This window comes from Anaerotignum sp. MB30-C6, assembly GCF_030908465.1.
GTDB lineage: Bacteria > Bacillota > Clostridia > Lachnospirales > Anaerotignaceae > Chakrabartyella.
In genome coordinates this window covers 763,140-785,178 of the sequence record NZ_CP133078.1, presented here as the reverse complement: position 1 = coordinate 785,178, position 22,039 = coordinate 763,140, and the positions used below count along the sequence as shown (strand labels likewise).

The 22,039-nt window shown below is 39.5% G+C and carries 37 protein-coding genes; 7 read left to right on the top strand and 30 right to left on the bottom strand.

Annotated elements, in window-relative coordinates:
- Positions 1 to 91 precede the first annotated feature (91 nt).
- From RBQ60_RS04120 to RBQ60_RS04005, 24 genes are all read right to left on the bottom strand, one after another.
- Entirely contained in the window at positions 92 to 316 is a 225-nt protein-coding gene (locus RBQ60_RS04120) for a DUF551 domain-containing protein (protein ID WP_307884298.1), read from the bottom strand.
- The gene (locus RBQ60_RS04115) at positions 313 to 747 is read right to left on the bottom strand and encodes a hypothetical protein (RefSeq protein ID WP_307885315.1); all 435 of its coding nucleotides are present in this window, start codon (positions 745 to 747) and stop codon (positions 313 to 315) included. Before RBQ60_RS04115 ends, RBQ60_RS04120 begins: the two co-directional genes overlap by 4 nt.
- A complete protein-coding gene (locus RBQ60_RS04110) occupies positions 748 to 1,038 on the bottom strand; it encodes a hypothetical protein (RefSeq protein WP_307885314.1) in 291 nt (96 codons plus the stop codon).
- 2 nt (positions 1,039 to 1,040) lie between these two features.
- Entirely contained in the window at positions 1,041 to 1,361 is a 321-nt protein-coding gene (locus RBQ60_RS04105; protein ID WP_307885313.1) for a hypothetical protein, read from the bottom strand.
- A complete protein-coding gene (locus tag RBQ60_RS04100; RefSeq protein ID WP_307885312.1) occupies positions 1,358 to 1,777 on the bottom strand; it encodes a YopX family protein in 420 nt (139 codons plus the stop codon). Before RBQ60_RS04100 ends, RBQ60_RS04105 begins: the two co-directional genes overlap by 4 nt.
- A gap of 2 nt (positions 1,778 to 1,779) precedes the next feature.
- Positions 1,780 to 2,115, bottom strand: coding sequence for a hypothetical protein (locus RBQ60_RS04095; RefSeq protein ID WP_307885311.1), 336 nt, complete (start codon positions 2,113 to 2,115; stop codon positions 1,780 to 1,782).
- 2 nt (positions 2,116 to 2,117) lie between these two features.
- The gene (locus tag RBQ60_RS04090; RefSeq protein WP_307884304.1) at positions 2,118 to 2,678 is read right to left on the bottom strand and encodes an MT-A70 family methyltransferase; all 561 of its coding nucleotides are present in this window, start codon (positions 2,676 to 2,678) and stop codon (positions 2,118 to 2,120) included.
- Positions 2,679 to 2,742: 64 nt separating this feature from the next.
- On the bottom strand, positions 2,743 to 3,120 hold the full coding sequence (locus RBQ60_RS04085; RefSeq protein WP_307884305.1) for a hypothetical protein: 378 nt from the start codon (positions 3,118 to 3,120) through the stop codon (positions 2,743 to 2,745).
- On the bottom strand, positions 3,095 to 3,439 hold the full coding sequence (locus RBQ60_RS04080) for a hypothetical protein (protein WP_307884306.1): 345 nt from the start codon (positions 3,437 to 3,439) through the stop codon (positions 3,095 to 3,097). The genes RBQ60_RS04085 and RBQ60_RS04080 overlap by 26 nt, the downstream gene beginning before the upstream one ends.
- A 9-nt stretch (positions 3,440 to 3,448) precedes the next feature.
- The gene (locus RBQ60_RS04075) at positions 3,449 to 3,718 is read right to left on the bottom strand and encodes a hypothetical protein (RefSeq protein WP_307884307.1); all 270 of its coding nucleotides are present in this window, start codon (positions 3,716 to 3,718) and stop codon (positions 3,449 to 3,451) included.
- Positions 3,715 to 4,038 (bottom strand): hypothetical protein, encoded by a 324-nt coding sequence (locus tag RBQ60_RS04070; RefSeq protein WP_307885218.1) that lies wholly within the window; start codon positions 4,036 to 4,038, stop codon positions 3,715 to 3,717. Before RBQ60_RS04070 ends, RBQ60_RS04075 begins: the two co-directional genes overlap by 4 nt.
- Positions 4,039 to 4,110: 72 nt before the next feature.
- The gene (locus RBQ60_RS04065; protein WP_307885976.1) at positions 4,111 to 4,530 is read right to left on the bottom strand and encodes a single-stranded DNA-binding protein; all 420 of its coding nucleotides are present in this window, start codon (positions 4,528 to 4,530) and stop codon (positions 4,111 to 4,113) included.
- 3 nt (positions 4,531 to 4,533) lie between these two features.
- Positions 4,534 to 5,088, bottom strand: a complete 555-nt coding sequence (locus RBQ60_RS04060; RefSeq protein ID WP_307885310.1) for a replicative helicase loader/inhibitor — start codon at positions 5,086 to 5,088, stop codon at positions 4,534 to 4,536.
- On the bottom strand, positions 5,085 to 5,891 hold the full coding sequence (locus RBQ60_RS04055; protein ID WP_307885309.1) for a phage replication initiation protein: 807 nt from the start codon (positions 5,889 to 5,891) through the stop codon (positions 5,085 to 5,087). The genes RBQ60_RS04060 and RBQ60_RS04055 overlap by 4 nt, the downstream gene beginning before the upstream one ends.
- A complete protein-coding gene (locus RBQ60_RS04050; protein WP_307885308.1) occupies positions 5,891 to 6,235 on the bottom strand; it encodes a putative PDDEXK endonuclease in 345 nt (114 codons plus the stop codon). Before RBQ60_RS04050 ends, RBQ60_RS04055 begins: the two co-directional genes overlap by 1 nt.
- Before the next feature lie 15 nt (positions 6,236 to 6,250).
- Positions 6,251 to 6,901, bottom strand: coding sequence for a putative HNHc nuclease (locus RBQ60_RS04045; protein ID WP_307885307.1), 651 nt, complete (start codon positions 6,899 to 6,901; stop codon positions 6,251 to 6,253).
- Positions 6,902 to 6,909: 8 nt separating this feature from the next.
- The gene (locus tag RBQ60_RS04040) at positions 6,910 to 7,545 is read right to left on the bottom strand and encodes an MBL fold metallo-hydrolase (RefSeq protein WP_307885306.1); all 636 of its coding nucleotides are present in this window, start codon (positions 7,543 to 7,545) and stop codon (positions 6,910 to 6,912) included.
- Complete coding sequence (bet, locus tag RBQ60_RS04035; RefSeq protein WP_307885305.1) at positions 7,542 to 8,264, bottom strand: phage recombination protein Bet; 723 nt, start codon at positions 8,262 to 8,264, stop codon at positions 7,542 to 7,544. Before bet ends, RBQ60_RS04040 begins: the two co-directional genes overlap by 4 nt.
- The gene (locus tag RBQ60_RS04030; RefSeq protein ID WP_307885304.1) at positions 8,257 to 9,345 is read right to left on the bottom strand and encodes a DUF1351 domain-containing protein; all 1,089 of its coding nucleotides are present in this window, start codon (positions 9,343 to 9,345) and stop codon (positions 8,257 to 8,259) included. Before RBQ60_RS04030 ends, bet begins: the two co-directional genes overlap by 8 nt.
- A complete protein-coding gene (locus RBQ60_RS04025; protein WP_307885303.1) occupies positions 9,339 to 9,500 on the bottom strand; it encodes a hypothetical protein in 162 nt (53 codons plus the stop codon). Before RBQ60_RS04025 ends, RBQ60_RS04030 begins: the two co-directional genes overlap by 7 nt.
- An 18-nt stretch (positions 9,501 to 9,518) precedes the next feature.
- The gene (locus RBQ60_RS04020; RefSeq protein ID WP_307885302.1) at positions 9,519 to 10,130 is read right to left on the bottom strand and encodes a hypothetical protein; all 612 of its coding nucleotides are present in this window, start codon (positions 10,128 to 10,130) and stop codon (positions 9,519 to 9,521) included.
- A 39-nt stretch (positions 10,131 to 10,169) separates the two neighbouring features.
- Complete coding sequence (locus tag RBQ60_RS04015; protein ID WP_307885301.1) at positions 10,170 to 10,463, bottom strand: hypothetical protein; 294 nt, start codon at positions 10,461 to 10,463, stop codon at positions 10,170 to 10,172.
- On the bottom strand, positions 10,460 to 10,687 hold the full coding sequence (locus RBQ60_RS04010; RefSeq protein ID WP_307885300.1) for a hypothetical protein: 228 nt from the start codon (positions 10,685 to 10,687) through the stop codon (positions 10,460 to 10,462). The genes RBQ60_RS04015 and RBQ60_RS04010 overlap by 4 nt, the downstream gene beginning before the upstream one ends.
- A gap of 19 nt (positions 10,688 to 10,706) precedes the next feature.
- Entirely contained in the window at positions 10,707 to 10,895 is a 189-nt protein-coding gene (locus RBQ60_RS04005) for a helix-turn-helix domain-containing protein (RefSeq protein ID WP_307885206.1), read from the bottom strand.
- Between the two features lie 86 nt (positions 10,896 to 10,981).
- On the opposite strand from RBQ60_RS04005, the gene RBQ60_RS04000 reads away from it, so the two are divergent.
- Together RBQ60_RS04000 and RBQ60_RS03995 are read left to right on the top strand one after the other, a co-directional pair.
- Complete coding sequence (locus RBQ60_RS04000) at positions 10,982 to 11,164, top strand: hypothetical protein (protein WP_307885205.1); 183 nt, start codon at positions 10,982 to 10,984, stop codon at positions 11,162 to 11,164.
- Between the two features lie 87 nt (positions 11,165 to 11,251).
- A complete protein-coding gene (locus tag RBQ60_RS03995) occupies positions 11,252 to 11,590 on the top strand; it encodes a hypothetical protein (protein ID WP_307885204.1) in 339 nt (112 codons plus the stop codon).
- Positions 11,591 to 11,686: 96 nt separating this feature from the next.
- Here the strand turns inward: RBQ60_RS03995 and RBQ60_RS03990 are convergent, their stop codons facing one another.
- From RBQ60_RS03990 to RBQ60_RS03980, 3 genes are read right to left on the bottom strand one after another with little or no spacing between them, the layout of a single operon-like run.
- Complete coding sequence (locus RBQ60_RS03990) at positions 11,687 to 12,013, bottom strand: hypothetical protein (RefSeq protein ID WP_307885203.1); 327 nt, start codon at positions 12,011 to 12,013, stop codon at positions 11,687 to 11,689.
- A 17-nt stretch (positions 12,014 to 12,030) separates the two neighbouring features.
- Positions 12,031 to 12,879, bottom strand: a complete 849-nt coding sequence (locus RBQ60_RS03985; RefSeq protein WP_307885299.1) for an antA/AntB antirepressor family protein — start codon at positions 12,877 to 12,879, stop codon at positions 12,031 to 12,033.
- A gap of 23 nt (positions 12,880 to 12,902) precedes the next feature.
- A complete protein-coding gene (locus RBQ60_RS03980; RefSeq protein WP_307885298.1) occupies positions 12,903 to 13,079 on the bottom strand; it encodes a helix-turn-helix domain-containing protein in 177 nt (58 codons plus the stop codon).
- Positions 13,080 to 13,308: 229 nt separating this feature from the next.
- On the opposite strand from RBQ60_RS03980, the gene RBQ60_RS03975 reads away from it, so the two are divergent.
- The 3 genes from RBQ60_RS03975 (at position 13,309) to RBQ60_RS03965 (ending at position 15,405) form a co-directional block, all read left to right on the top strand.
- Positions 13,309 to 13,734 (top strand): helix-turn-helix domain-containing protein, encoded by a 426-nt coding sequence (locus RBQ60_RS03975; protein WP_307885297.1) that lies wholly within the window; start codon positions 13,309 to 13,311, stop codon positions 13,732 to 13,734.
- A gap of 11 nt (positions 13,735 to 13,745) precedes the next feature.
- Positions 13,746 to 14,171, top strand: a complete 426-nt coding sequence (locus tag RBQ60_RS03970; RefSeq protein WP_307885296.1) for an ImmA/IrrE family metallo-endopeptidase — start codon at positions 13,746 to 13,748, stop codon at positions 14,169 to 14,171.
- Between the two features lie 133 nt (positions 14,172 to 14,304).
- Entirely contained in the window at positions 14,305 to 15,405 is a 1,101-nt protein-coding gene (locus RBQ60_RS03965; RefSeq protein ID WP_307885295.1) for a tyrosine-type recombinase/integrase, read from the top strand.
- 49 nt (positions 15,406 to 15,454) lie between these two features.
- Here the strand turns inward: RBQ60_RS03965 and RBQ60_RS03960 are convergent, their stop codons facing one another.
- The gene (locus RBQ60_RS03960) at positions 15,455 to 16,543 is read right to left on the bottom strand and encodes a LysR family transcriptional regulator (protein WP_307885294.1); all 1,089 of its coding nucleotides are present in this window, start codon (positions 16,541 to 16,543) and stop codon (positions 15,455 to 15,457) included.
- A gap of 108 nt (positions 16,544 to 16,651) precedes the next feature.
- On the opposite strand from RBQ60_RS03960, the gene RBQ60_RS03955 reads away from it, so the two are divergent.
- Positions 16,652 to 18,031, top strand: a complete 1,380-nt coding sequence (locus RBQ60_RS03955; RefSeq protein ID WP_307885293.1) for a citrate transporter — start codon at positions 16,652 to 16,654, stop codon at positions 18,029 to 18,031.
- A gap of 18 nt (positions 18,032 to 18,049) precedes the next feature.
- The gene (asnB, locus tag RBQ60_RS03950) at positions 18,050 to 19,900 is read left to right on the top strand and encodes an asparagine synthase (glutamine-hydrolyzing) (RefSeq protein WP_307885292.1); all 1,851 of its coding nucleotides are present in this window, start codon (positions 18,050 to 18,052) and stop codon (positions 19,898 to 19,900) included.
- A 290-nt stretch (positions 19,901 to 20,190) separates the two neighbouring features.
- On the opposite strand, the gene RBQ60_RS03945 is transcribed toward asnB, so the two are convergent.
- Both RBQ60_RS03945 and RBQ60_RS03940 read right to left on the bottom strand, forming a co-directional pair.
- Positions 20,191 to 20,829, bottom strand: a complete 639-nt coding sequence (locus RBQ60_RS03945) for a superoxide dismutase (RefSeq protein ID WP_307885291.1) — start codon at positions 20,827 to 20,829, stop codon at positions 20,191 to 20,193.
- 180 nt (positions 20,830 to 21,009) lie between these two features.
- Positions 21,010 to 22,038 carry a hypothetical protein gene (locus tag RBQ60_RS03940; protein WP_307885290.1) on the bottom strand — a complete coding sequence of 343 codons (1,029 nt, stop codon included), beginning with the start codon at positions 22,036 to 22,038 and terminating at the stop codon, positions 21,010 to 21,012.
- Position 22,039 lies beyond the last annotated feature (1 nt).

The following is a 22,039-nucleotide window of genomic DNA, read 5'->3' as shown; positions in this document are numbered from 1 at the left end:
TATACTACGCATATAATCACCTTTTATATACGTCACAACTAAACAAAACATCATAAACGCAATCATAAAATTTAAGAATCTGTACCAAAATTTATCGCTCACGCAAACACTCCTTTGGCGGTTCAGGTATCGCCCAGTGGGTAATGTGCTTTGTCGCTATATGTATTAAGGTTCCAGCCACATTACGGGCGCTCCAATTTTGCTTTCCCTCATGCATGTAATATTCCCCCGCAAGAAATGCACCTGATTTACATGCAATCCATACTTCTTCCCTTTCTTTTGGCAATCTATCCTTAACGCTAATCCATCTGCTCATTCCGCACCGCCTTTCATCGCATCCAACTTCGCCTGTGCTTCGGCTTTGGTGAGGAATACGGTCTTGCCGAAATCGTCAAGAGTTTTGTCAATCCAAATATCAGAAAACTCTACCCACCATACATCATCGTCGTACCGTCGAACATTTTTAAACGTGCCTTTCACGACCTCTGTTGTGGCATTTCTTTGCATCAACACATAAACTGTATCTCCAAATTTACACGGCAGCTCCACCGCCTTATCCAGTCTGGCCTTGAGTGCGGCGTTTTCGGCTTTTAGCTGGTTAATTTCGTCAGGTGTTATACCTGTATCTTCATATTCACTACATACATTCACGCACTCAACCAATGGTAAATATTCAGACTGATAAGCTAAATGCTCCGTATGCAATTCGTTTAATATATCAAGTGCTTCATCGGAAACTCGTTCCATCTACTCCACCCCCATCCCAGCCCCACAGTTGGGACAAAAATTAGTTTCGTCAAGCGGGGAATCTGGTATATATCCACAACGACTACATTCACAATAATTTTCATAACTGTTTATATGTTCAATCCACCCTCCCCGAACAACCTCTTTCACGTCGGCGGAGGGAAGTGTTCTCAATTTACAGACAGCCTTTAAAATCCCGTTTGCAAGTTCAATTTCTCCATTGGCGTGTTTCTGCTCGGCATATTGCCGTAAGGATTTTTCTGCAATATCCGCATCTATGTATCTAGCCATACTCACACCCCTTTCGGCTTTAGCTTTCTACCACACATAGGACAAAATTTAAACTCTAAATCTCCCTGACCATTCCAATCAGCATAAAAAGCTTCATCATCTCTTGTTATAAACAAAGTTGTTTCGCCGTCAATTAATTCTTTAGTGTCTCCCATACAATACTCACACCCGTTCTCCCGTTCGAGTTTTTCTTGCAGGGCTTGAATGGCTGCATCAAGAGCGACATAGTTCAAAGTTGCCAATCCGTTTCCGTTTTGAACTTCGCCCATTAGATTTGTTGCCATGCATTCCAATTGTTTGATTGCATCTCTGATCGGTTTCATTCCGCATCCTCCCCTTTCAGCAAGTCTGTGCCGTGGATATTGCCGATGATTACAACATCGCTTTCGGTATCTCCAACCTCTGCCACACACATACAAAATTCTTTTTCATCGTTCACAAAGTAAAATGCTCCGCCTGAATATTCAACAACAACCTCATGCTGGTAATCATGCCCATTATAGTTAAATGTGGTCAGGATGCATTTATCCCCTTCGAAGATTTTCTTTTCTTCCTCGGCAACTCGCCCTGTAAACTGCCCGACGGATTCAGGGATAACCTCTACAAAATCAGAGCACACTCCATCGAAAACTTCTATATCAGTAATTTCTCCAGCCAAATCAAAGCAATTATATGATGGCAACCCCTCTACCCACTCGCCATTATCCTTCCGTTTCCCTCTAAACAAAATCTCTCGCATGGTTATTCCTCCTCAATACATTTGCGAAAACCACAGTCAACACCTGTGCAATATACGCTGTTCCGTTTCTCTGATTTGCAATACCCAGCCTCATTCCGTATGTAATAGATGCAGTCATCCTTGCTCTCGTGTTTTGATTTCAACCGCTCATTTTCCGCTTGAAGCTGTTCGCATAGCTTATGATAATCTGGTATAACCTCGCATTCGTACTTTTCAACTAGATTCCCCATGCGTTCAATCATGTCTAGGATATAACCAACTCCGTCAGCATCAAGTGTAATAGCTCCATTTGGAGTTAATCTATCCCGTAACGCCTTTACCGTTTCATCTATGTTCATGGTTACACCTCATTCCCCCAACAATCCCAGCCATCTACGCATTGACGTGCAAATAACTCTATTCTAGGTATGTCGCCGCAAATATTAACTATGTAATCTCTTATGCAATCTGGCTTACGGGAATGTTCTCTGCGTTCAGAGTGGACAACAGACAGAACATTTCTAACCAATGGTTTTATTCTTTTTGGTTTCTTTTTTACACCAATCAAGCATACCTCAGTGTTTTGCCTTGTGTAGTATCCCATCCCCCAAGATGGATTTCCATTTTTACTTGTTTTTATCCAGTCAAAACCCAAGCCGTAATACTCAAACCCCCATGCTTTTATCGTTTCCAAACCTTGCTCTAACCTTGGAAACGTCACCCAAAGAAACAAGATGCTCGTTTCGTCACTAATTTTTTCTATGGGCAATTTAAATATTTCGTCTTTTGTCATTACACCGTTATATCTTTCCGCAAGTCCTGCACATCCTCTTACACCACTACCACTTTCTTTATATTCCCAAGGCGGATCTGCATAAATAATTTGGTACTTCTTATCAGTATTAAAGATATCTACCTTCATTTTCATTCACAGGAGTAAACAGCTGTTTTCGGTCGACCAAACCTCTTACTCCTTCCGTCTTTATTTAATTTTCTCGTACTAGCACCCTAGGCCTATACACCCTACATTCATGGTATTTCTCTTGTTTCCTAACCGCACCAAGTGTATTTTGGAGTATCCCAATCATTTTGCGGTTGTTCTGCCAAAACTCATATAATGGCTGTATTTCTTCCAGCCTATCTTTGTAGTACCGCCTATCCTGCCTTGATCGTTTTAAATCGTTTGCAAACTTCACCTTTTTACTTGGTTGAACGTCTCCAAACTCAAGCATATGTAAATAGTCCTGTGTAAGCTTGTCCTGTCTGGATATTTCCGCCTGATAGCATTGATGGAGGCTTTCGACGTTGTTCAAGAGGTCTAGAAAGCTTTCAATGCATTCAGAGGTTTTCTGTTCTTTCGCCATCTGCATCCCTCCTGCTTGCACTTAATATGGCCTTTTCCGTCATAGCCACAAACTGAATCAATTCAGCAATAGCCATTCTGCCGTTCTTGGACATTTCTTCCAACCAACCAATACCAATGCAATTATTTTTAGTTGCCTCCCAGTGCAGTTCTAATCCCTCACGAACAAGGTCAACTTTCTCCATTGACTCCTCGTATTCTTCCCGCATTACCGCATGGGCCTCGTGATTAGATGCAAACAAAGGGAAGGTTTGATTGGCTGTTTCTAATTCCTCTAGGACGAGGCTATTAATTCCGTGTAGTAGTTTTTCTCGTATCATCTTCACACCTCACTTGAAACAATCTGGCATAACCACTTTTAACTCATTTGCAATGTCCTGAAAGCGTTTTTCCGCCTCTTTGAGTGTTAATACTTCCTCAGCTACCAACTTGCGACACAGCACCTTATAAAGCCCCTGTATGCATCCATCAACGGTGCCGTAATATCCAATGACAGAATAAACACGTTTTCCGTCTTTATCATCCTTCTTTGTGTCTAGCTTCAAGGCATAATCGTATGCTTGTCCATCAATGCAATAATCTCTGATTAGCTTGATCATAAAATAATACCCCTCTTTCTCAAACCCTCGTAAAAAGTGTCGTTGTTTATCCATGATCGTATAGTATTTGGATTGATTTTCACCGCAGCCGCAAATTCCCCTGATGTCATTTTTCTGCCGTCCATTACGATTTCATATAGACATCCGTTGCCGCCTTTTCTGGTTTTAATTGTCAACTCCACCTCGTGCCGATTTTTCGCCGCAGCAGAACCCTTTTTCGGTGTTATTTGATTTGGTTCAAACCCCAAATCTTCAAACGCTTGCAATCTTCTTAAAAGCAGTGAATTATATAATTTATTTGCTTCTGTCAATCGTCCCATAATCTTCCTCCTGTAAATCAGACTTCTTTTTTGATCTCTATAAACCACCGTACCCGATCAACTTACGATGGTTTAATTAAAAGGGAGATCATCATCCTCAATACTTTCATCTATCGGATAAAATCCATCTTCACTCTCTTGTTTCGCCGGTGCAGGATTCCCCGCATTAGAGTTCTTGCTCTCTGCAAAATACTGTTCCTCAGCCACAACGTCCGTCGACCAGCGTTTTTTGCCCTCGTTATCATCCCATGAACGAACTTGTAACCTGCCGACAATGCTAACCATCTGTCCCTTTTTGAAATACCTTTCAGCAAACTCTCCCGCCTTACCGAAAGAAACACAGTTGATAAAATCGGCATCAGGTTCGCCTTGACGTTTAAATCTTCGGTTTACCGCTAATGTATATCTTGCAACCACCAAAGGCTCTTTGCCTTGGCTATATCTAACCTCTGGGTCTTTTGTTAGGCGGCCCATTAAAATTACTTTATTGATAGGTCACTCCTCCTTATTTTTGATTGCCTTTTGCATATCAAAGCTTCCCGATGCTATCTGCATAAACTCCTTCACATCACTAGGCAAGGCTTTTAACTCCTTTGTCTGTTTTGATTTAGTCCTATACGAACGCATGAAGTTACTTGCGATAACCGTTTCACTTCCTTCTTCTTCGCTCATGGCCCATTCTCTAAGGGCGCCATGGTTTCCGATTGCATCCTGTATGCTTTGCGGTAAGGCGTTAAATTCTTCCTCACTGTGGTATGTACTATTCCTTATGGCTTTTTTCACAAGCCCCCACGCTTCAATTTCACTTAGCTGAGGCTTTGAAGTGACGAGGTTTATTTTTTCGATTACGTCTGCGACAGTAGGTGGAAACTTTTCTGTGGCAATCAGCGCCTTTACTGCCTTTGATACTAACTCATATTGATAATCAATAAGCATTGACGTCCATAGAGCCACCGCCTGCTTTGCCTCTTCTACTGACAGCCCCTGATAATACCTCGGGTAAGCCACTTTGAGAACCGCCATAATCTTGGCCGTTTCTTTCTCTGTCAAAACACATCATTCCCTTCTACGGCAATATCAAGAAATACGTTACCGTTGGTACTGTTATTTTTTTGTGCTGGTTGGCTTTTTAACTTGTCCCAGATAATGCCTTTCCAGCCGTTAGCCATGCACTCTGTAATCAAATCAATTACAACCTGTTCGCCATACTTATTAGCCTTATTCTTAATCTGGGTGCATAAAGATTTAAGCCCTGTTTCCTTGTATGACTCTCTACGTTCTTTTTTGTAGCTAAACCACTCAAGGACTTTTTCTTCGAGAGAAGGAGAAAAAGATTGTTCTTGGATATAGGCAGTGGGGGAAAAAGGTGTTTTCTTTTCTTCTTTACTCTTAACTTCCCTTACCTTACCTAAACTAACCTTACCTTCCCTTACCTTACCTAAACTAACCTTACCTTCCCTTACCTTACCTACGGATACATCTTGGATACATTCTGTATCCGAACTGGATACATTGACCGAATAAGCCTTATTTTTTTTAAGAGTTAACAATGACTTTTCGTCAATATAGTCTGTAGGTTTATACCTATCCGACTGTATGTAATTGTGCATTTTCCAGTGTTTAATCACGATAATTCCACTATCAAAAGTTATAATAAAACTCTTTGCAATTAATAGTTTTAAGTCATCGGTTGAAGCCCCCACCATACGTTGAATTTTCTTTGGATTATTAACAAATCCATCATCATCCGCCGACATATTCAAATGGAAATATAAAGCCTGTGTACTTGCTGGCATATCTAAAAAAGCATCGCTTTCAGTTATTTTTTTTGCAAACATTCTTCTCTCTGCCATTACTCATCCCCCTCAAATGGTACAGGTGGCTCATAATCTCGGTACATCTTTATCCAATCATCCAGCGGCATAATCACAACCCATTCGTGATTATTTTTGCGATGCATTACACAAGGCAATTCTCCTTCCTTAGCTTCGCTTTTGGACTGTACCATGGCATCCTCTAGGTTAAGCCTTTCAACACGCTTACACTCAATATGGATACCCTCTAGCCCTATTACGTCGGCGTTGCCATTGACTCCGCAATACTGTTGCCCTCGTTCCGCTTTATAGCCGTATTCTTTAAGCTTTGAGGCAAGCTCTCGCTCGCCCCTTTTGCCTTTATCTCTACTGAATTTCCCCATGTTTCACCTCCAAAATTAATCTGCTTCGCAATTTAAGCCCAAGCAATATTTACACAAATATTCATCCAGTTTTATTCCGTATATGTGGTACTGCTCAAATAGTTTTTGTTCATCTGCGTGAGCTAAAATATGATGATCCCGACACAATGCGATTGCTCTCATGCCTACATGCACAATCTCTTTTCTATCTCTACCCATGCCTACCTTATCCACATGATGCACCTCAGCTTCTTTATTGCAGATAGCGCATTTTTTATGCTCTAGGCAGTAATACAGATATTTGCCTATGTCCTCAGTTCTATCTAATAACGGTTCCTTCGTGGGCACATTATGAAGCAAGCAAAAATTAATCAGATAGTTCGTGAAATCCTTAGCTGTTGTAACATCGGTGTTTGACAAAGAGAAAGTATCGCCACCATGCTGACAAACAAAGTCCCACGTCAGGAATTGCCTTAAATATTCAGGCTCATGCCCACTCCAAAGTGATATATCTCGAATAGTAGCGAATATCCTTTTGCGTTGTTCTGGTGTGATTATACGTCCGTCTACAATCCTTATTTCAACATTCTCAACTTGCTTTTGGCGCAATTCTCTAAGAATTGGTTCATCAGGTTCAAGTATTAAGTTGCGGCCGTCATATCTGATTAATTTGGCTTTGGTTATCATTAGGCACCTCAATCCTTGTGTTGATGCATGTACACATACTCACTCTTGTCATTCATGTTTTCCATCAGAAACTCATCGCATTGCTCTTTGCTTAAATGGGTTTGCAAAACTCTACGTTCGTAGGAATATTCTCCTAACTGTTCTTTTTCTTTGATTTTCTCTTGAATTTCTTCATCAATGTAATTTGCTTCAACCAAATACAGATCGTAGTCTTTGGCTTGTATGCCCTCAACTGATACGGTATCAGTCATATAGATAGCCTTTCTGCCTTGAATTTGCACCCTGTAACCGCAGTTAGGAACATCGTGGTATAAACGAACGGTTGCCACCTGAAACGCTGTGTAGTCATACCATTTGCCTATCTGATATACGTCTATGTTTTTTTCATCTACTCCGCAATCAAGCAAATCCCGCACAAGCCATTCGCAACAACCAAACCGCAAAGTCGGTCTTTCTTTTGCCAGTCTTGAAATTGTAGTTCTATTAAAGTGATCTCCATGGATATGGGTTAGGAGGGCTATTTTCAGCCCTCTCATTACACCAACCAAAGATTTGTAGCTTACGCCACAATCAATCAGTATTTCATCATTTAAAACAGTCGCATTTCCTGTACTACCAGAAGAAATAATGTTGAACTTCATCATATTTCATCAAAGGAGATTTGCTCTTCGAATCCTTGTTCGATTTCTCCTTTTTCGTTAACTTTGACCTCCGGCTCTGGTTGCTGTGTTATCGCTTGTGGTTCTTGTACGACTGCGTTTTTGGTTTCTCTTTGTGGTTCTGTAACCCCGAATTCCTCCGAAGCATAAAGACCATTCAATTCATCTGGAAACGCTTCTCTTAATGCTCTTACTTTCGCTACTTTTTCAATCATTGTTGCTGATTTTCCAGACCAGTTCGCATTCAAACTTCCGTCTTTTTTTCGCTGTGCTACTTCTTCGAAAGAAACGCTCATGTATTCTGGATGGCCCCAGTCTTTTCTATGTACTCTCGCCCATCCTCCGACAACTTCCTCTTTCGGAAGCTTGAAACAACCGTTTCTTTCTACAATCTCGCCGTTTTCAGTCAATACGATGATTCCCGTCTCTTTGCCGTTATACATCGGGTGCTTAGTAGCTCTTTTCACAATGACATCTTTTGAAACGACAATTGTAGCAGGACTGTTTCCGTATTTTATGCAGTACGCCTCTTTCAAAAACGGATTGAGTTTTTGCACTTTGCATAATTCTGTAAAAAACTTAAACTCGCTTAATGTTATCTGCGAATCTGTCCCGACGATGTATTCCTGAACGTTTTTCATCGTAAGTTTGATTTCGTTTCCGTCAATTTCGTACTTTACTGCAATTTCATTTCCGTTACTCATATTTGTATCCTCCCTCTGTTAAAAACGCTTTCAATTCTTTTAACTTGCTAATTGGTGCGGTTACCTTAAAAGATAGTGTTTTTACTGGGTCTGGAGTTGCTTCTGTCTTTGGTATCTGTGCTGGTTCTGCGGCCTGTTTAGGTGGTTCCAATGGTGCAGAAGAAACGGCTCCAACCTTCTTTGCGGCTTCGGCCTGCGATTGCTTTCTGGCTTCAATCTCTGCCTGTCTGACTTTTCGTTCTTCGATCGCTTTATGCCTTGCTACAACTGTCGTAATAGCCTGTGAGCAGTTAAGATTCCGTCTATACTCGAACAGAATTTCTTCTTTAAACTCCTGTGTATCAATCAACGCTAAATCATCAGAAATACGATCAATAAATTCCTTGGCTTTTTCCTTTAAAGATTTAAGGCTTGCTGATAAAGTCACATTAATTCCTGCGTCCTGATATGTTATAAAGTCAATGTTTTTGCTAAGAAGATATTCAGCAAAATAGGACTTTACCTCTGCTTCCCTTGTTTTCCTTAAGTTATTTTCAACCTCGTCAATACGCTTTTTAAGGGTGTTGTCAGCATCCTTGATTTTGTCAGACACATAGGCTTTGTAAATACCGTTAAATTGTTCGTACGGCGCCATGATGGCATTTTTGACAACCATGCGTTTTTCTTCCATGGAATTTAGGATTTTATTCAAGTCCGCCCTTGCAGTTTTTACCGTTTTAACGCTATCTTCGGTGCAATCCAAGGCTAAAGCTTCGTTAACCTTTGTGTCGATTTCATCAGATAGGGCCTTAAGACTTTCTTCGATAATTGGAAGTTGTTTCACAATAATAAACTCTTGTTTTTTGGGTTCTTTAACGGTAACGCTTTCAGCATCTAAATCTATGATTGCATTAATGTATTTCAGCTTATCGCCGATTTTCTCCCCTTCCTCGTTAGGGACACTTGTTGATGTAACGATTAATTTCTTTCCTTCTTCGGTCGTAACAAATTCCCCTAAAGCTACTTTTTCTCTTGATCCATATGTATACTCTCTGCCTTTCGGCTGGTTGTTATCGTCTAAAAATCTACATTTAACTAACATTTTTCGCCCTCCTTGATTCTGCAAATCCCCTCGGGAAAACTCTCGCCATTCCCGTACCAAATTCCGTCTTTATATTCCCACTCTGTCAAGACCTCAAAAGGTGTCCTGTTTATGGGACAAATCAGCATCACGCCGTAGAAAGGTTTTTTATCCATTGATAAAATCACTCCTCCTTAGTTATCAAACCAAAATACAATTCTAATATCTTCAGACCGTTCCGCTATGCGTGGGTCGTTATCATCATAAATGTAAAAAATCTCTCTCGTGCGTTCTTTGAGAGCGGAAATTAATCCATCTAATGATGTATTAGGCTTGCTCCATTTCCTCCAAGTTTGTCCTTTGATATTTCCGTCTTGCCATGAACAATCGGGAATTTTGCCATCCCTGTCTAATTCATTAGCAGCTTGTGCAGAAACATAACCTTGGTGTGTTGCTATAGGATGGGATTCTTTCCAGTCCATCAATTCTTTTAATGTGAAGTAGCTATGAGAATGACCATCACAACCCCATCTATTGCTTTCATCCAAAATATCCTTGCAACAATCGCTCGGCAAACCTTTTGGCATAGAAATTGGTTCATTATCCCCGTAATTTCTGACATCTGCAAGGATAGAGAACAGTGTATAATTTCTACCGCCGTATATCTCTATCACTTCAAACTCCGGTTCGCATTCATCTGTGCCGAAATAGGTGTTTTTCCTGTAATGGTCACAACTAAACCATTCCCCTTTACGTTCTCCGTACCAAAGTTTATGTTCAACAAATACATGTATATCGCATCCCATGGTTGACAATCCTCCTATTTTCTGTTATCTTCAAAGTGATTATTTATCTGTGTCCCTGTCGGAATGGCCGTTCCGTGGGGACTTTTTTACGCTCTTTTCTATGCTTTTAATTAGGTCGGTAAATACGACTGCGAAAGCCAAAATCAATATCCATTTCAGCACAGGGCGATGGAATAAGATGTATTCAGACCATGCCGCAAATATCGCAACAGCAACGATATTGATTAACCGCAGCAACATTATTTCAAACGCTTGCAACAGCTTAGAACGTTTTTGACGACTCATGCGGCGGTGTGTATTACGGCTGATTAGCTTGGCTTCTTCATTGCTCATTGCTTGTCCTCCCTTCTATTTACCCCATGCCATGTTCCATGAAACATGAATACGGAATAATCCAAATTGTTATCTACTGCGTACTGCTTGTCCTTCCAGCGATTGCATTCAGGGCAGTAATACCCATAACGGGTGTTTGTTTCTTTGCTAATTTGCTGTCGTACGCCACACCGACTGCAGCATATGTAACGGTAGCCAGGGCGCATCGGTGGTTCGGTTGTCATGCTTGTCCACCTCCTAAAATTATTCTTCGTCTTCAAAAAACAGCCACCAATCAATTCCTAATGCTTTGCCTATTTCCTTTGCAGCCTTGACACTCATGCCTCTTTCTCCGCTTGAATACTTAAGCATGGTTGCGTATTTAATTGATGTTTGCTCGCTTAGCTGTTTTGCTGTAATACCTTTTTCTTTCAATATGTAGTTTAATTTCATATAACACCTTCCTATATGTTGTATTTGCCCACAATATGTGGTAAAATAAGTAATACGAAAATACAATTCAAAAGGAGCGTGGATTTATGAGTTTTTATTCAGATGTAGCAAAAGTTCTTTCAGTATATAATTTTGAAAAAGTTGGAGATTTAACAAAATCAGAATTCGAAAAACTGATGGCCGAAATATTAAGTGCATCTGTTGATACCTACTCACAAGAGATGCAGTTCAAACTCAAACAAAGAAATTTGGCCGTTGGAAGGAGATGATTACAAAGAACATATTTCTCCAATGCTATATTGTATTTTTCCCCATGCATACCGTAACCGCAGCTTCGATAAGGAGGCACTTTTCTTTTGGATAGACAATCGAGAAAACTACTTAAGCATATTTCAAATAAGCAAAATAACCCCGAAGGATTTATGTTTCTTGTTGAACTTTTTGATCAATACGAAAAACTTAATAGTTTATCCGAACAGCAAATAATGGCTATGTTACGTTATCTCGAAAGTGAGGGATACATACACTGCCTAAAATCGGTACATAGTGGCGATCCAATAGGATTTGAACTTGAACATAAAGGGCATCATCAAAAAGCATTTAAATTCGATGATTTTAAAAAATATTTAATACACAACTGGATTGCTATTGCAGCCTTAACTATTTCAGTAGCGTCAATAGCAATGCAATTATAGAACCCATAAGAGCCACAATATCTATTATTGATGGCTTTTTTTTATTTTCCACCTCTCTCACCTCCTACCTTTCTTTTATGGGCTTGTCCAGCGGGGCTAGACTGCTTGACCCTTCATTAACTGTGCCGCCACTTCGTTGGCTGTGACCGCTACTTGCAATAATGTGCTTTTTAACATTGCGTTTTCCTTTTCCAACTGTTCAATTTTTCGGTCTTTCGCTCTTAATGCAAATGCACTAACTGTATCCAAGTCAATGTCTGCTTTCTCGATTGCTTCAATGTAGTCCAGCGGAAACATATTTGTGATTTTATTGGGCTTGATTTTTTTCTCTGCGATTAATTTTCTAATCGTTTTAACATCCCTCCCCCATCGCTTAGCTAGGTCAGGGCACGACAACATTGTAGGTTGTGCTGGTTGGCTCATACTTGTCCCCTCCCTTGCTAAATCAACCCTTTACGGCTGACAACCTTCTTTTTGGGCGGCAACCGCTTTATAGGTGTCACGCCATTATTTTTCAGCATATCCTTGATAATCTTTACACCTTTTTGCGACCAAGTTACGGTGGAGTATTCCGATGTTGAGTGTTCGTTAAAGCCAATGCCCTTGTTTTCATATAAGGGACTTAACCTCCAACCTCTTTTTTCGCCAGCAGTAATCAGCCCCAATTTACAAAGCGTTTCGTAAAAGGCTCTTGCACTTACGCAATACATGCCAGCTACACGCTCTGTTGAAATCCTGTCTTTCTTCATTGTCTTGCTATGCATATCAGCCGCAAGGGTGATTTCTGTTTGCACAGGAGCAACACTCACTTGATTCTTGGCTGTCATTTTTTCCTCAATACCCTCTATTCGCTTGTCCATGGTTTCAATGGCGCACTGCTGTTGATTCTGCCTTGTTTCGATTTGGATGCAGAATTGCAACTGAGGGCTTAAGGCAGAAACATCAAGATTAGCCTGCTTCGACTTTTTTTCTACTGCGATAAAATACTTCCGCACCTTTTTGCCGATTGCGTTGTTTTCTAGCATTGCCATTTCCTTGGCAGTATCAAGTTTGATTATGTATTCAATGCGCATCGTTGCCCCGATTTCTCGCTCCATTTTTTTGTGGAACGAGGAATAGTCCTCATTTTCAACAGCTTCGCAATCCGTAAATCTCTTTTTTACCCAAGTTGAGAAATCCTGTTTGCTCCCTAATCCTTCCCATAATTCTCTACCATTTACAACATGTTCGCCTGTGTCTGTTGTGTAAACAGGCACCAAGCCTTGTTCGAATACTGTTAATTGGTTCATTTAATCACTCCTTTATGTAGTTTTTACAATAGTTTATTTATGTCCACTTCCAAATAATCTGCAACCTTTTTAACCTTTTCTACAGATGGTGAAATTGCTCCCCATTTACAAACACTGCCCTGCGAAAATTTCAGTTCTTCTTCCAGCTTTGAAATGGTAATTTTCTTTTTCTTGCAGATTTCTTTAATTCTTCCATACATAAAAACCCTCCTTTCTATGATTTTCTGAAAATAAAACGAAAAAGTATTGACATGCGTCTGAAAATATTCTATATTTAACTTACCACGGTTAATAAAATTTTCAGAGGCATTCTTTTTATATTTTCGTAATATTTTCGGAACTCATAACTCCATTATACGAAGTATTTTCAGAATGTCAAGACCTTTTTCGCAATTTTTTCGGAACTTCCGATATGAAGGGGACATTGATATGTATGATAGAATAAAATCGCTTTGTAAGAAGCATGGAATTTCAGTTAATAGACTTGAGCAAGAGTTGGATATTGCTAAAGGTTCGCTTTGCAAGATGAACACAAGTAAACCCAGCGTTGAAAGAGCGCAGAAAATTGCTGATTACTTTGGTGTAACAGTTGATTATTTAATGAATGGCGAAGAAGCTAATCAGATAAATAAATTTGCCTTGAATGACAGGGACAAAAAAGACATAGCTAAAGATATGGAAACTATCAGAGCTAAGCTAGTTAATAAGGAGGATGGCCCTGCTAGCTTTGATGGCGAAAATATCGACGAGGCCGAAGTGGAATTAGTGCTTGATAGCATCGAAATGATGCTGAAAAGACTTAAAAGGATAAATAAAGAAAAATACAACCCTTACAAAAATAAGAATAAAAAGTAGGTGTTTATATATTGAAGAGTATCAAACAAACTGCTGACTACTACAAAAGAAAATTTGGAACTTCTAATCCCTTTGAAATTGCTGAATTTTTGAATATAGAGGTAATATTAGATAGTTTTGATAAATGCTCTGGTTGTTACTTGTTTATAAAAAACCACAGATGCATCTTTATAAATAAAAACCTTGAACACAAGGACAAGATGCTTGTTATGGCTCATGAGTTAGGGCATGCACTCTTACACAGAAAGCAAAATTGTTACTTCATCAGGAACAAAACGCATCTACTTTCATCGAGAATCGAAAGAGAGGCCAATCGCTTTGCTGTATGTCTTCTTATCGAAGATTCTGAGTTGGAAGAATACAAAGATAGAACCATAAGCGAATTGGCCAGTATCTTCGGGTTGGAACCCGAACTGGTTGAATTAAGAATGAGATAATAAAAAATCCCCCACTCCACTGCAATGGAATGAGGGACGAGCGGTCATACCGTGGTACAACGCCCTAGGCAAGCTAATTGTATCACAAGACCGCTTTATTTGCTATACCAAAAATAAAGGAGGTCTTATTTTTATGGACTGCAACATAACCTACAGGGAAAAAGACGGCGGATGGCAATATATCATCAGTTACAAGGTGGATGGTAAATGGAAGCAAAAAAGCAAGCAAGGGTTTCCTTTGAAGAAAGATGCGAAAAAAGCTGCTGAGGATAGACTGGATGAGTTGAAAAAAGAAATGGAGTTGACTGCAAAAGTTGAGCCGCAGTACAAAGGCATAACGTTTGGGAAGTTTGCAGAGGAATTGATAGAGCATGAGAAGTTGCATAAGACGGCGAATACAATTAGGATGCGAAAAATTGCAGTTGAAAAATTCAAAGATATTAAGAACATTCCACTTGCAGAGCTAAGCAGTATACAGGTACAAAAATGCGTTGACAAAATGGTAGAGGACGAGCTAAAGATTTCGACCATTAAAGCTAATTTATTAATATTTAAGTATATCCTCAATCAGGCAGTGCGACCATATAAAATTATATCTGCATCCCCAGCGCAAGATATTAAAATTCCTGCGATGCAATACAGCGAAAAAGGAAAAGAAGAAAAGGCGCTCGAAAAACACGAGACTGAAAAATTTTTAGGTGTGCTTAAATCGCAAAAAGCATCACTCAAATACTATTATCTTTGTTCATTTGCCCTAGGCACAGGCTTGAGACGCGGGGAATTATTAGGACTTACTTGGGACAACGTAGATTTTAAAAAAAATGAAGTTTGTATAGTTAGACAGTGGAAGTTATTAGCTGACGGTACAGAGGGCTTTGGTACGCTGAAAAAGAGGAACAGTAAAAGAGTGGTACCTGTGGCAAAAAGTACCATGGACGAATTAAGAGAGTACAGAAAGGTGTTTAATGTGGTTAACATGGATAACAGGATTTTCCCATTCGGCTCGACGTTAGTGGCAAGAAAAATGATAAACGTATCATCCAATTTGGATTTTGCCGTAAGCATGCACACTTTACGGCACACCTATGCCACAAACCTAATAGCGAACGGCGTGGATTTTAAGACCGCCGCCGCTATATTGGGTCATGACGTAGAAATGACAATGCGTGTATATTCTCATGTTACTGATGAAATGATGAAAAATGCTGCTGAAAAAATTAACAAAATCTTTTGACGGATTTTTGACGGATTACAGATAATTAACGATTCCCTTCAATCATTAATTAAAAATAACACCCAAATTCTCGGGTTTTCTCCCTTAACCTATCAATCAGTTGTTTTTCATATTTCTTCTGTACATGATTTTCTTTGAAAATCATAACATCTTTCATGTACTTCGCATATGAGCCACAGCGCATTTGAATCAGACCAAACCTTTCCAGCGTCTTCTCAGGAACAGGGGAAACCCACATATATGTATTGGGCACCGTTGAAAGAATTTCAAATTGGCTGCCTCTTTCGTAAATATAGATTACTTTTTTCTGGTAACGCTCTTCCCGGTCGTTATCTGTCAAATCAATATAATCTCCCGTAGGAAGCCTTTCATCCCCATGAACCACTTCTATGCATCCTTCTAAGTCCGAGTCAGACCTGATATGCTTATCGGCAATAATACTATCTTTTGAAGTCAAAAGTAAATAGTCAAACTCTAAAATAAGGCGATACGATAAATCTTTTAGTTTAAATAGGGATAAATAATAGCCTTCATGCATTACGTTATAGCGGATAATCCCAATATCATAATGATAATCCAAAACATTCTGAATTGTTCTACTAGAATTTGTTTCACAGTAATGAATCCGCATATTTTCCTCATCATTTAACGTGGTCAAATAATCAGAAAAAACATCGGTTATATAACTGGCTCTTGGAACAGAAATCTTCAGACTTACACCCCGATCGTTAAAATCAGAGTATGCGTTAGTTAAACTATTTACCTGATATTGAATTTCCTTTGCATGGCGTAAAAACCGTTGCCCCTCTCGTGTGGTGATTACCCCTTTGGGCGTACGCTTAAAAATAACGATATCGAATTCCTGCTCGAGTTCTTTTACTGCACGACTTAAATTCGACTGTGCCACATATAAATTTTTTGCTGCTAAGGATATAGAACCGCATTTATCAATTTCAATTACATATTTTAAATCAGTAAAATTCATCAAAGCCCCCCTTTCGCTTGTATGACGTCCGTTTGAAAATTCCAAGGGAATATATAATTCATTATAAGGGAAAATTGTTTGAAAATCCAGACATTCCATAGTTTTTCCCAAACCATCCTCAATATCATAAGAAATTATATATAAAAAATCCACATCTTGTACCCCCATTCCAAAAAACAATCATCGCCCTACCATCCCTAGCACACATCTCTATAATATGAATATTGTATTTTATATCATTTTTTTAAGGGAGGTATCGAAATGCAGGATTTATCGATTCACCTTACACCAGTTCATATTATTTACCTAATTGGCGTTGTAACCATTCTTTCCACTATGGTGCTCAGAAAAGACACACCCATTGTCTGCGTCATTTTCATTTTCATACTAGGTCTTGTTAGTAGCGGTAACTTGGTTGGAGGTATTCAATCAACTTTCCAAGCTATTTTGTATGCTTCCAAGGAGTTTATGGAGATCATTGCTACCATTGCCCTAGTCACATCCTTATCAAAATGTCTAACAGATTTAGGAAGTGACTATCTGATGATGCGATCCATGTCAAAGATAATGAAAAATTCTTACGTATCTTGGTGGATTCTTGGCATTACCATGATGATATTCTCTCTATTTTTATGGCCCTCCCCTTCTGTTGCCTTGGTTGGCGCAATTTTGGTTCCATTGGCTGTAAAAAAAGGCCTAACCCCTATTGCTGCGGCAATGGCATTAAACCTATTTGGACACGGTATCGCCCTTAGCTCCGATGTGGTCATTCAGGGAGCACCCTCCATCACTGCCGCTTCCGCAGGCATAGAACCCCAAAGTATTTTACAAAGTGGCTTCCCTTTATTTCTAACTATGGGCGTTGTGACTATTTTTTCTGCCTTTATAATCAACAGAAAGTGTATGGTTGACAAAACTGGTGGTACATTATATATGCAAAGTAATGATGCCGTTCCTTCAATAAAACCATCAAAAGAAGCTGTGTTTATTGCTATTTTGACTCCCCTTGCCTTTATAATTGATATTATCCTCATGTTTGTGTTTGACCTAAAGGGTGGAGATGCCACAAGTTTGGTTTCTGGTACAGCATTATTGGTCATGATTATCGCCTCTGTCATTGGTTTTAAAAGAAAAAGTCTAGAGAAAGTTACTGATTATATAAAAGATGGCTTTTTATTTGCCATTAAAATTTTTGCTCCGGTTATTATTATCGGTGGCTTTTTCTTCATAGGTGGCGAGGGTATTACCTCCATTTTAGGGGAACAATATCAAAGTGGTATTTTAAATGATTGGGCTATTTGGCTTGCAGGTATTACACCATTAAATAAATATATGGTTGTGTTTATCCAAATGGTAATTGGTGGCCTCACTGGTTTGGACGGCTCAGGCTTTTCAGGCCTTCCCTTGGTTGGTGCATTGGCAAATACCTTTGGAACAGTCGTTAACTGCTCCGTTCCTATTCTGGCAACATTAGGACAGATTTCGGCAATCTTTGTTGGCGGCGGAACCATCGTCCCCTGGGGACTCATTCCTGTTGCAGCAATCTGTAACGTAAATCCATTAGAACTTGCTAGAAAAAATCTGCTTCCTGTGGGGATCGGGTTTTTATGTACTTTTATATTGGCTTGTATTTTAATTTAGCTTTAGGAGGCGTATACTATGTGCGGTATTGCTGGATTTTTTAATCCAAAAAAGAACTATACGGAACAACCTGCTTACTATACAAAAATTTTGGAAGATATGTATTCCGTGCAACGTCACAGAGGCCCCGATGATTGCGGAACTTTTTTAATAGAGAATGTTGGCTTAGCCCATACAAGGCTCTCCATTGTCGACTTGGAAACAGGCCATCAGCCAATTACCCGAACGGTAGGCAATCAAACCTGGGCAATTGTGTATAACGGGGAGCTATATAACACACAAGAGCTCAGAAGCAATCTTTTATCAAAAGGATGGACCTTTAAAACCAACTCGGATACAGAAGTGATTTTAGTAAGCTATATGGAGCATGGTACAGATTTTGTAAAACAGCTAAATGGAATTTTCGCCATGGCTATTTTTGATCCTATAAAAAATATGACCTTGCTGTATCGAGACCGTTCGGGGGTAAAACCTTTGTTTTACTCAATTCAGGGGGACGAAGTGATATTTTCCTCAGAAATCAAAAGTATTTTTGCCTATCCTGGTATGGTTCCTCAGTTAGATAAAGAGGGGCTAAACGAAGTTTTCAGCATCGGCCCTGCAAAAACCTACGGCAAAGGTGTCTTTAAGGGAATTGATGAGGTACTTCCAGCACACTACATGACTTTCTCCCCAGGGGGTATCCAAAGCACCTGCTATTGGAAGCTAGAAAGCCATGTTCATGAGGATGACTATGAAACAACCATCGAAAAAACCAAGGAATTGCTAATTGATTCCATTAAACGCCAGATGGTTTCTCATGTACCTATTTGCACCTTTTTATCCGGCGGTGTAGACAGTAGTATCGTCACAGCCGTATGTGCCGCAGAGCTAGCAAAAAAAGGTGAACAGCTAAATACCTTTTCCTTCGACTTTGTAGGAAATGATAAATATTTTAAGGCTTCATCCTTCCAACCTTCCCAGGATAGACCCTATGTAGATATCATGGTGAAATACCTGAATACCAACCATCGTTATCTTGAGTGCAGCATACAAAATCAAACCGATTGCTTAAAAGATGCCGTTGACGCCAGAGACTTACCTAATATGGGAGATGTGGAGTCCTCTATCCTATATTTTTGTAGAAAAGTAAAGGATTATAATAAGGTAGCATTGACCGGTGAATGTGCCGATGAAATTTTTGGTGGCTACCCTTGGTTTCATAAAAAGGAATGCTTTGAGGCAAATACTTTCCCTTGGACAATGGACTTGGAAGCAAGAAAAGTTCTGTTAAAGGATGATTTTATCGAATACCTTGATATGGACGATTATGTTGCAAAAACCTATGCAAAATCCGTCAGTGAAACGCCAAAGCTGGCAGAAGATACTCCCTTGGAAGCCCGCCGACGGGAAATTGCATACCTCAATCAAAAGTGGTTTATGCAAACTTTGTTGGACCGAATGGATCGAACCAGTATGTATAATGGCCTAGAGGCAAGAGTACCTTTTGCAGATCACCGCCTGATTGAATACGTTTGGAACGTTCCATGGGATATGAAAACAAGAAACGGGGTAGTAAAATCTTTATTACGAGAATGTGGTAGAGGCTATATGCCAGACGAAGTTTTGTTTAGAAAAAAATCTCCCTATCCTAAAATTTACGATAAAAATTATGAAAATTTGCTAGCCTCCATGGTAATAGAGATTATGAAAGACTCCACCTCTCCAGTTCTACAATTCTTAGACCCCAAAAAAGTGGAAACATTTATCCAAAGTCCCTCGGATTACGGAAAACCATGGTACGGGCAACTGATGGCTGGCCCACAAATGCTAGCCTATGTGGTTCAAATTAATTATTGGATGAAAAAATGGAATCTGAAAGTGGTATAAAATTGTTATGCTATCTTAGATAATGGCCGCCTGCAAAACGGGAGGTTGAGTAAAATCAACCTTTCCTTCCTTCACTCGATAAACATTATCTACGTAGAAAAAAAGTTCGTAACTCTCACAGATATAATCGATAATTTTACAATAGTAAGCTAAAAAAAAGCGGTTTCAAGGCTGATTCATCTCAGCCTTGAACCGCTTTATATCTTTTATTCATCATAGAAACAAACAAAAATGCACCCATACCCTACTTTCTCAATACAGCTTCGCACAACCTGTTACCTTTATAGAAACTATCTAAACTGCTGACGAACGCATTCCAAAAAATTTTCGTTAGCTTTATCCCAATTGACTACGTTGAACCAATCAGCTATATAATCGCCCCGCCTATTATAGTGCTTTAAATAATAAGCATGTTCCCAAACATCTAAATTTAAAATAGTGCATTTTTTTTGTTCAACAGGAGTATTTTGATTTGGTGAAGTCAAAATAACTAACCTGCCCTTATCATATATCAACCAAGTATAGCCCGAGCCAAATACACTTAATGCCTCTTCCATGAGAATTTCTTTAAAAACTGTAAGGCTACCGTACTGGGAATTAATCAATTCCAACAACTTCCCCTTTGGCTCCTTATCTGATGGAGGGGCTAACCCATTAAAGTATAGACGGTGATTATAAATCCCACCTGCGTAATTTCGAATTGGCACCTGTAATGCTTTTGGAAGGCTATCTGCATTTTGAATTAACTGCTCCAAGGTTAACGCTTGTAGGCCTGGATAGTCTGCCAAAACCATATTTAATCGGGTTACATAAGCTTCCGCATATCTTTCATGATGAATGGCCATCGTTCTTGCATCGATATATGGCTCCAAAGCATCATATTCATAAGGCAAAGGCAAATTTACAAAAGGGTATGTATTGTTCTCCATATTTTATCCTCTTTTTCTCCTTTTACTCAATTCATATTCCGTCAAAGCCTTTAATATTCTGAATTTTCTCTGTTCAACAGCTATAAATCAGCAAAAACCTGTCCAAACAAAAATGTTTAAACAGGCTTTTCGTTTCCTTTTATTCTAATTCAAGCTTTGTGAAGGTTTTTTCTAGGATTTCTACTCCACTTTGGTTCTTTCTGCATACATTTGATAGTCCTCATGCCATCTTTGATAAGTCTCATCTTTTCTATGGTCGGGCAGGTCATAGGTTTCATCCAAATAATCGCCAAACCACTGGGAAAGCTTCACGGAACCAATTAAATTCATATGTCCTTGATCGTAGTAATCCAAGGCAGGGTCCAAACTCAACTGACTCCTGATTTCTCCACGGTCAAAATCCAGATATTCCACACCCATTTCCTTTGCGAAGTTCTCTAAAGCCACACTTTGCTCATAGCTCCAAGACATTTTCGGCAAGTGAATCATCAAAACAGGAATATTTTTTTCTTTACATAGACGAATGGATTTTTCTATATCGTTTCTTGCATCCTGATTTAATGCAGGAGCAGCTATACCAGAAGGCTCCATAAAATTATCAGAAAACGCTAAAGGCTCTCCCCCTCTTAGGTACACATTTCCTTTTTTAAAGGAGTGCTCCATCAATGGTGTAGGCTCGGCCTCAGCCCAGTCAACTTCTTTCCATCTTTCGTGGTAACGAAACAAGGGAAACATATAGGAAAGCAGTGTCTGCCTATCATCAGCCGCCGTAATCTCATTTACAATCTGGAATTTATGCTTAGAAATTTTCATTCCATCCAATGCCCGTCGCAAATCCCCTTCTCGCTCTACATAATCGTACTCCAAAAAAATATTGTCACATAAAAGTACAACCAACTCAGGGGTCTGATACTCCAAGGATTCCTGCAACAGCCCATAGGTAACAGAAGTTGGCTGTAATGCCGATGCCCTTACATAGCTAGTAAATCCTTCCTGCTCCCACATTACCATGGGGGATACCCCCCTAAGAATGGGGCTGCTGCCCATAAACAACACGTCAATGGATTCTTTCGGTTCATCATAAAAAGCATGGATTTCGTCGGACTCATCATCAGGACGACGTAAATAATCTGACGTATTGGAAAATATCATTGAAAATATTACAAAAAAGGCTACACACCTTGTCACGATTTTTAAACTTCCTTTCATA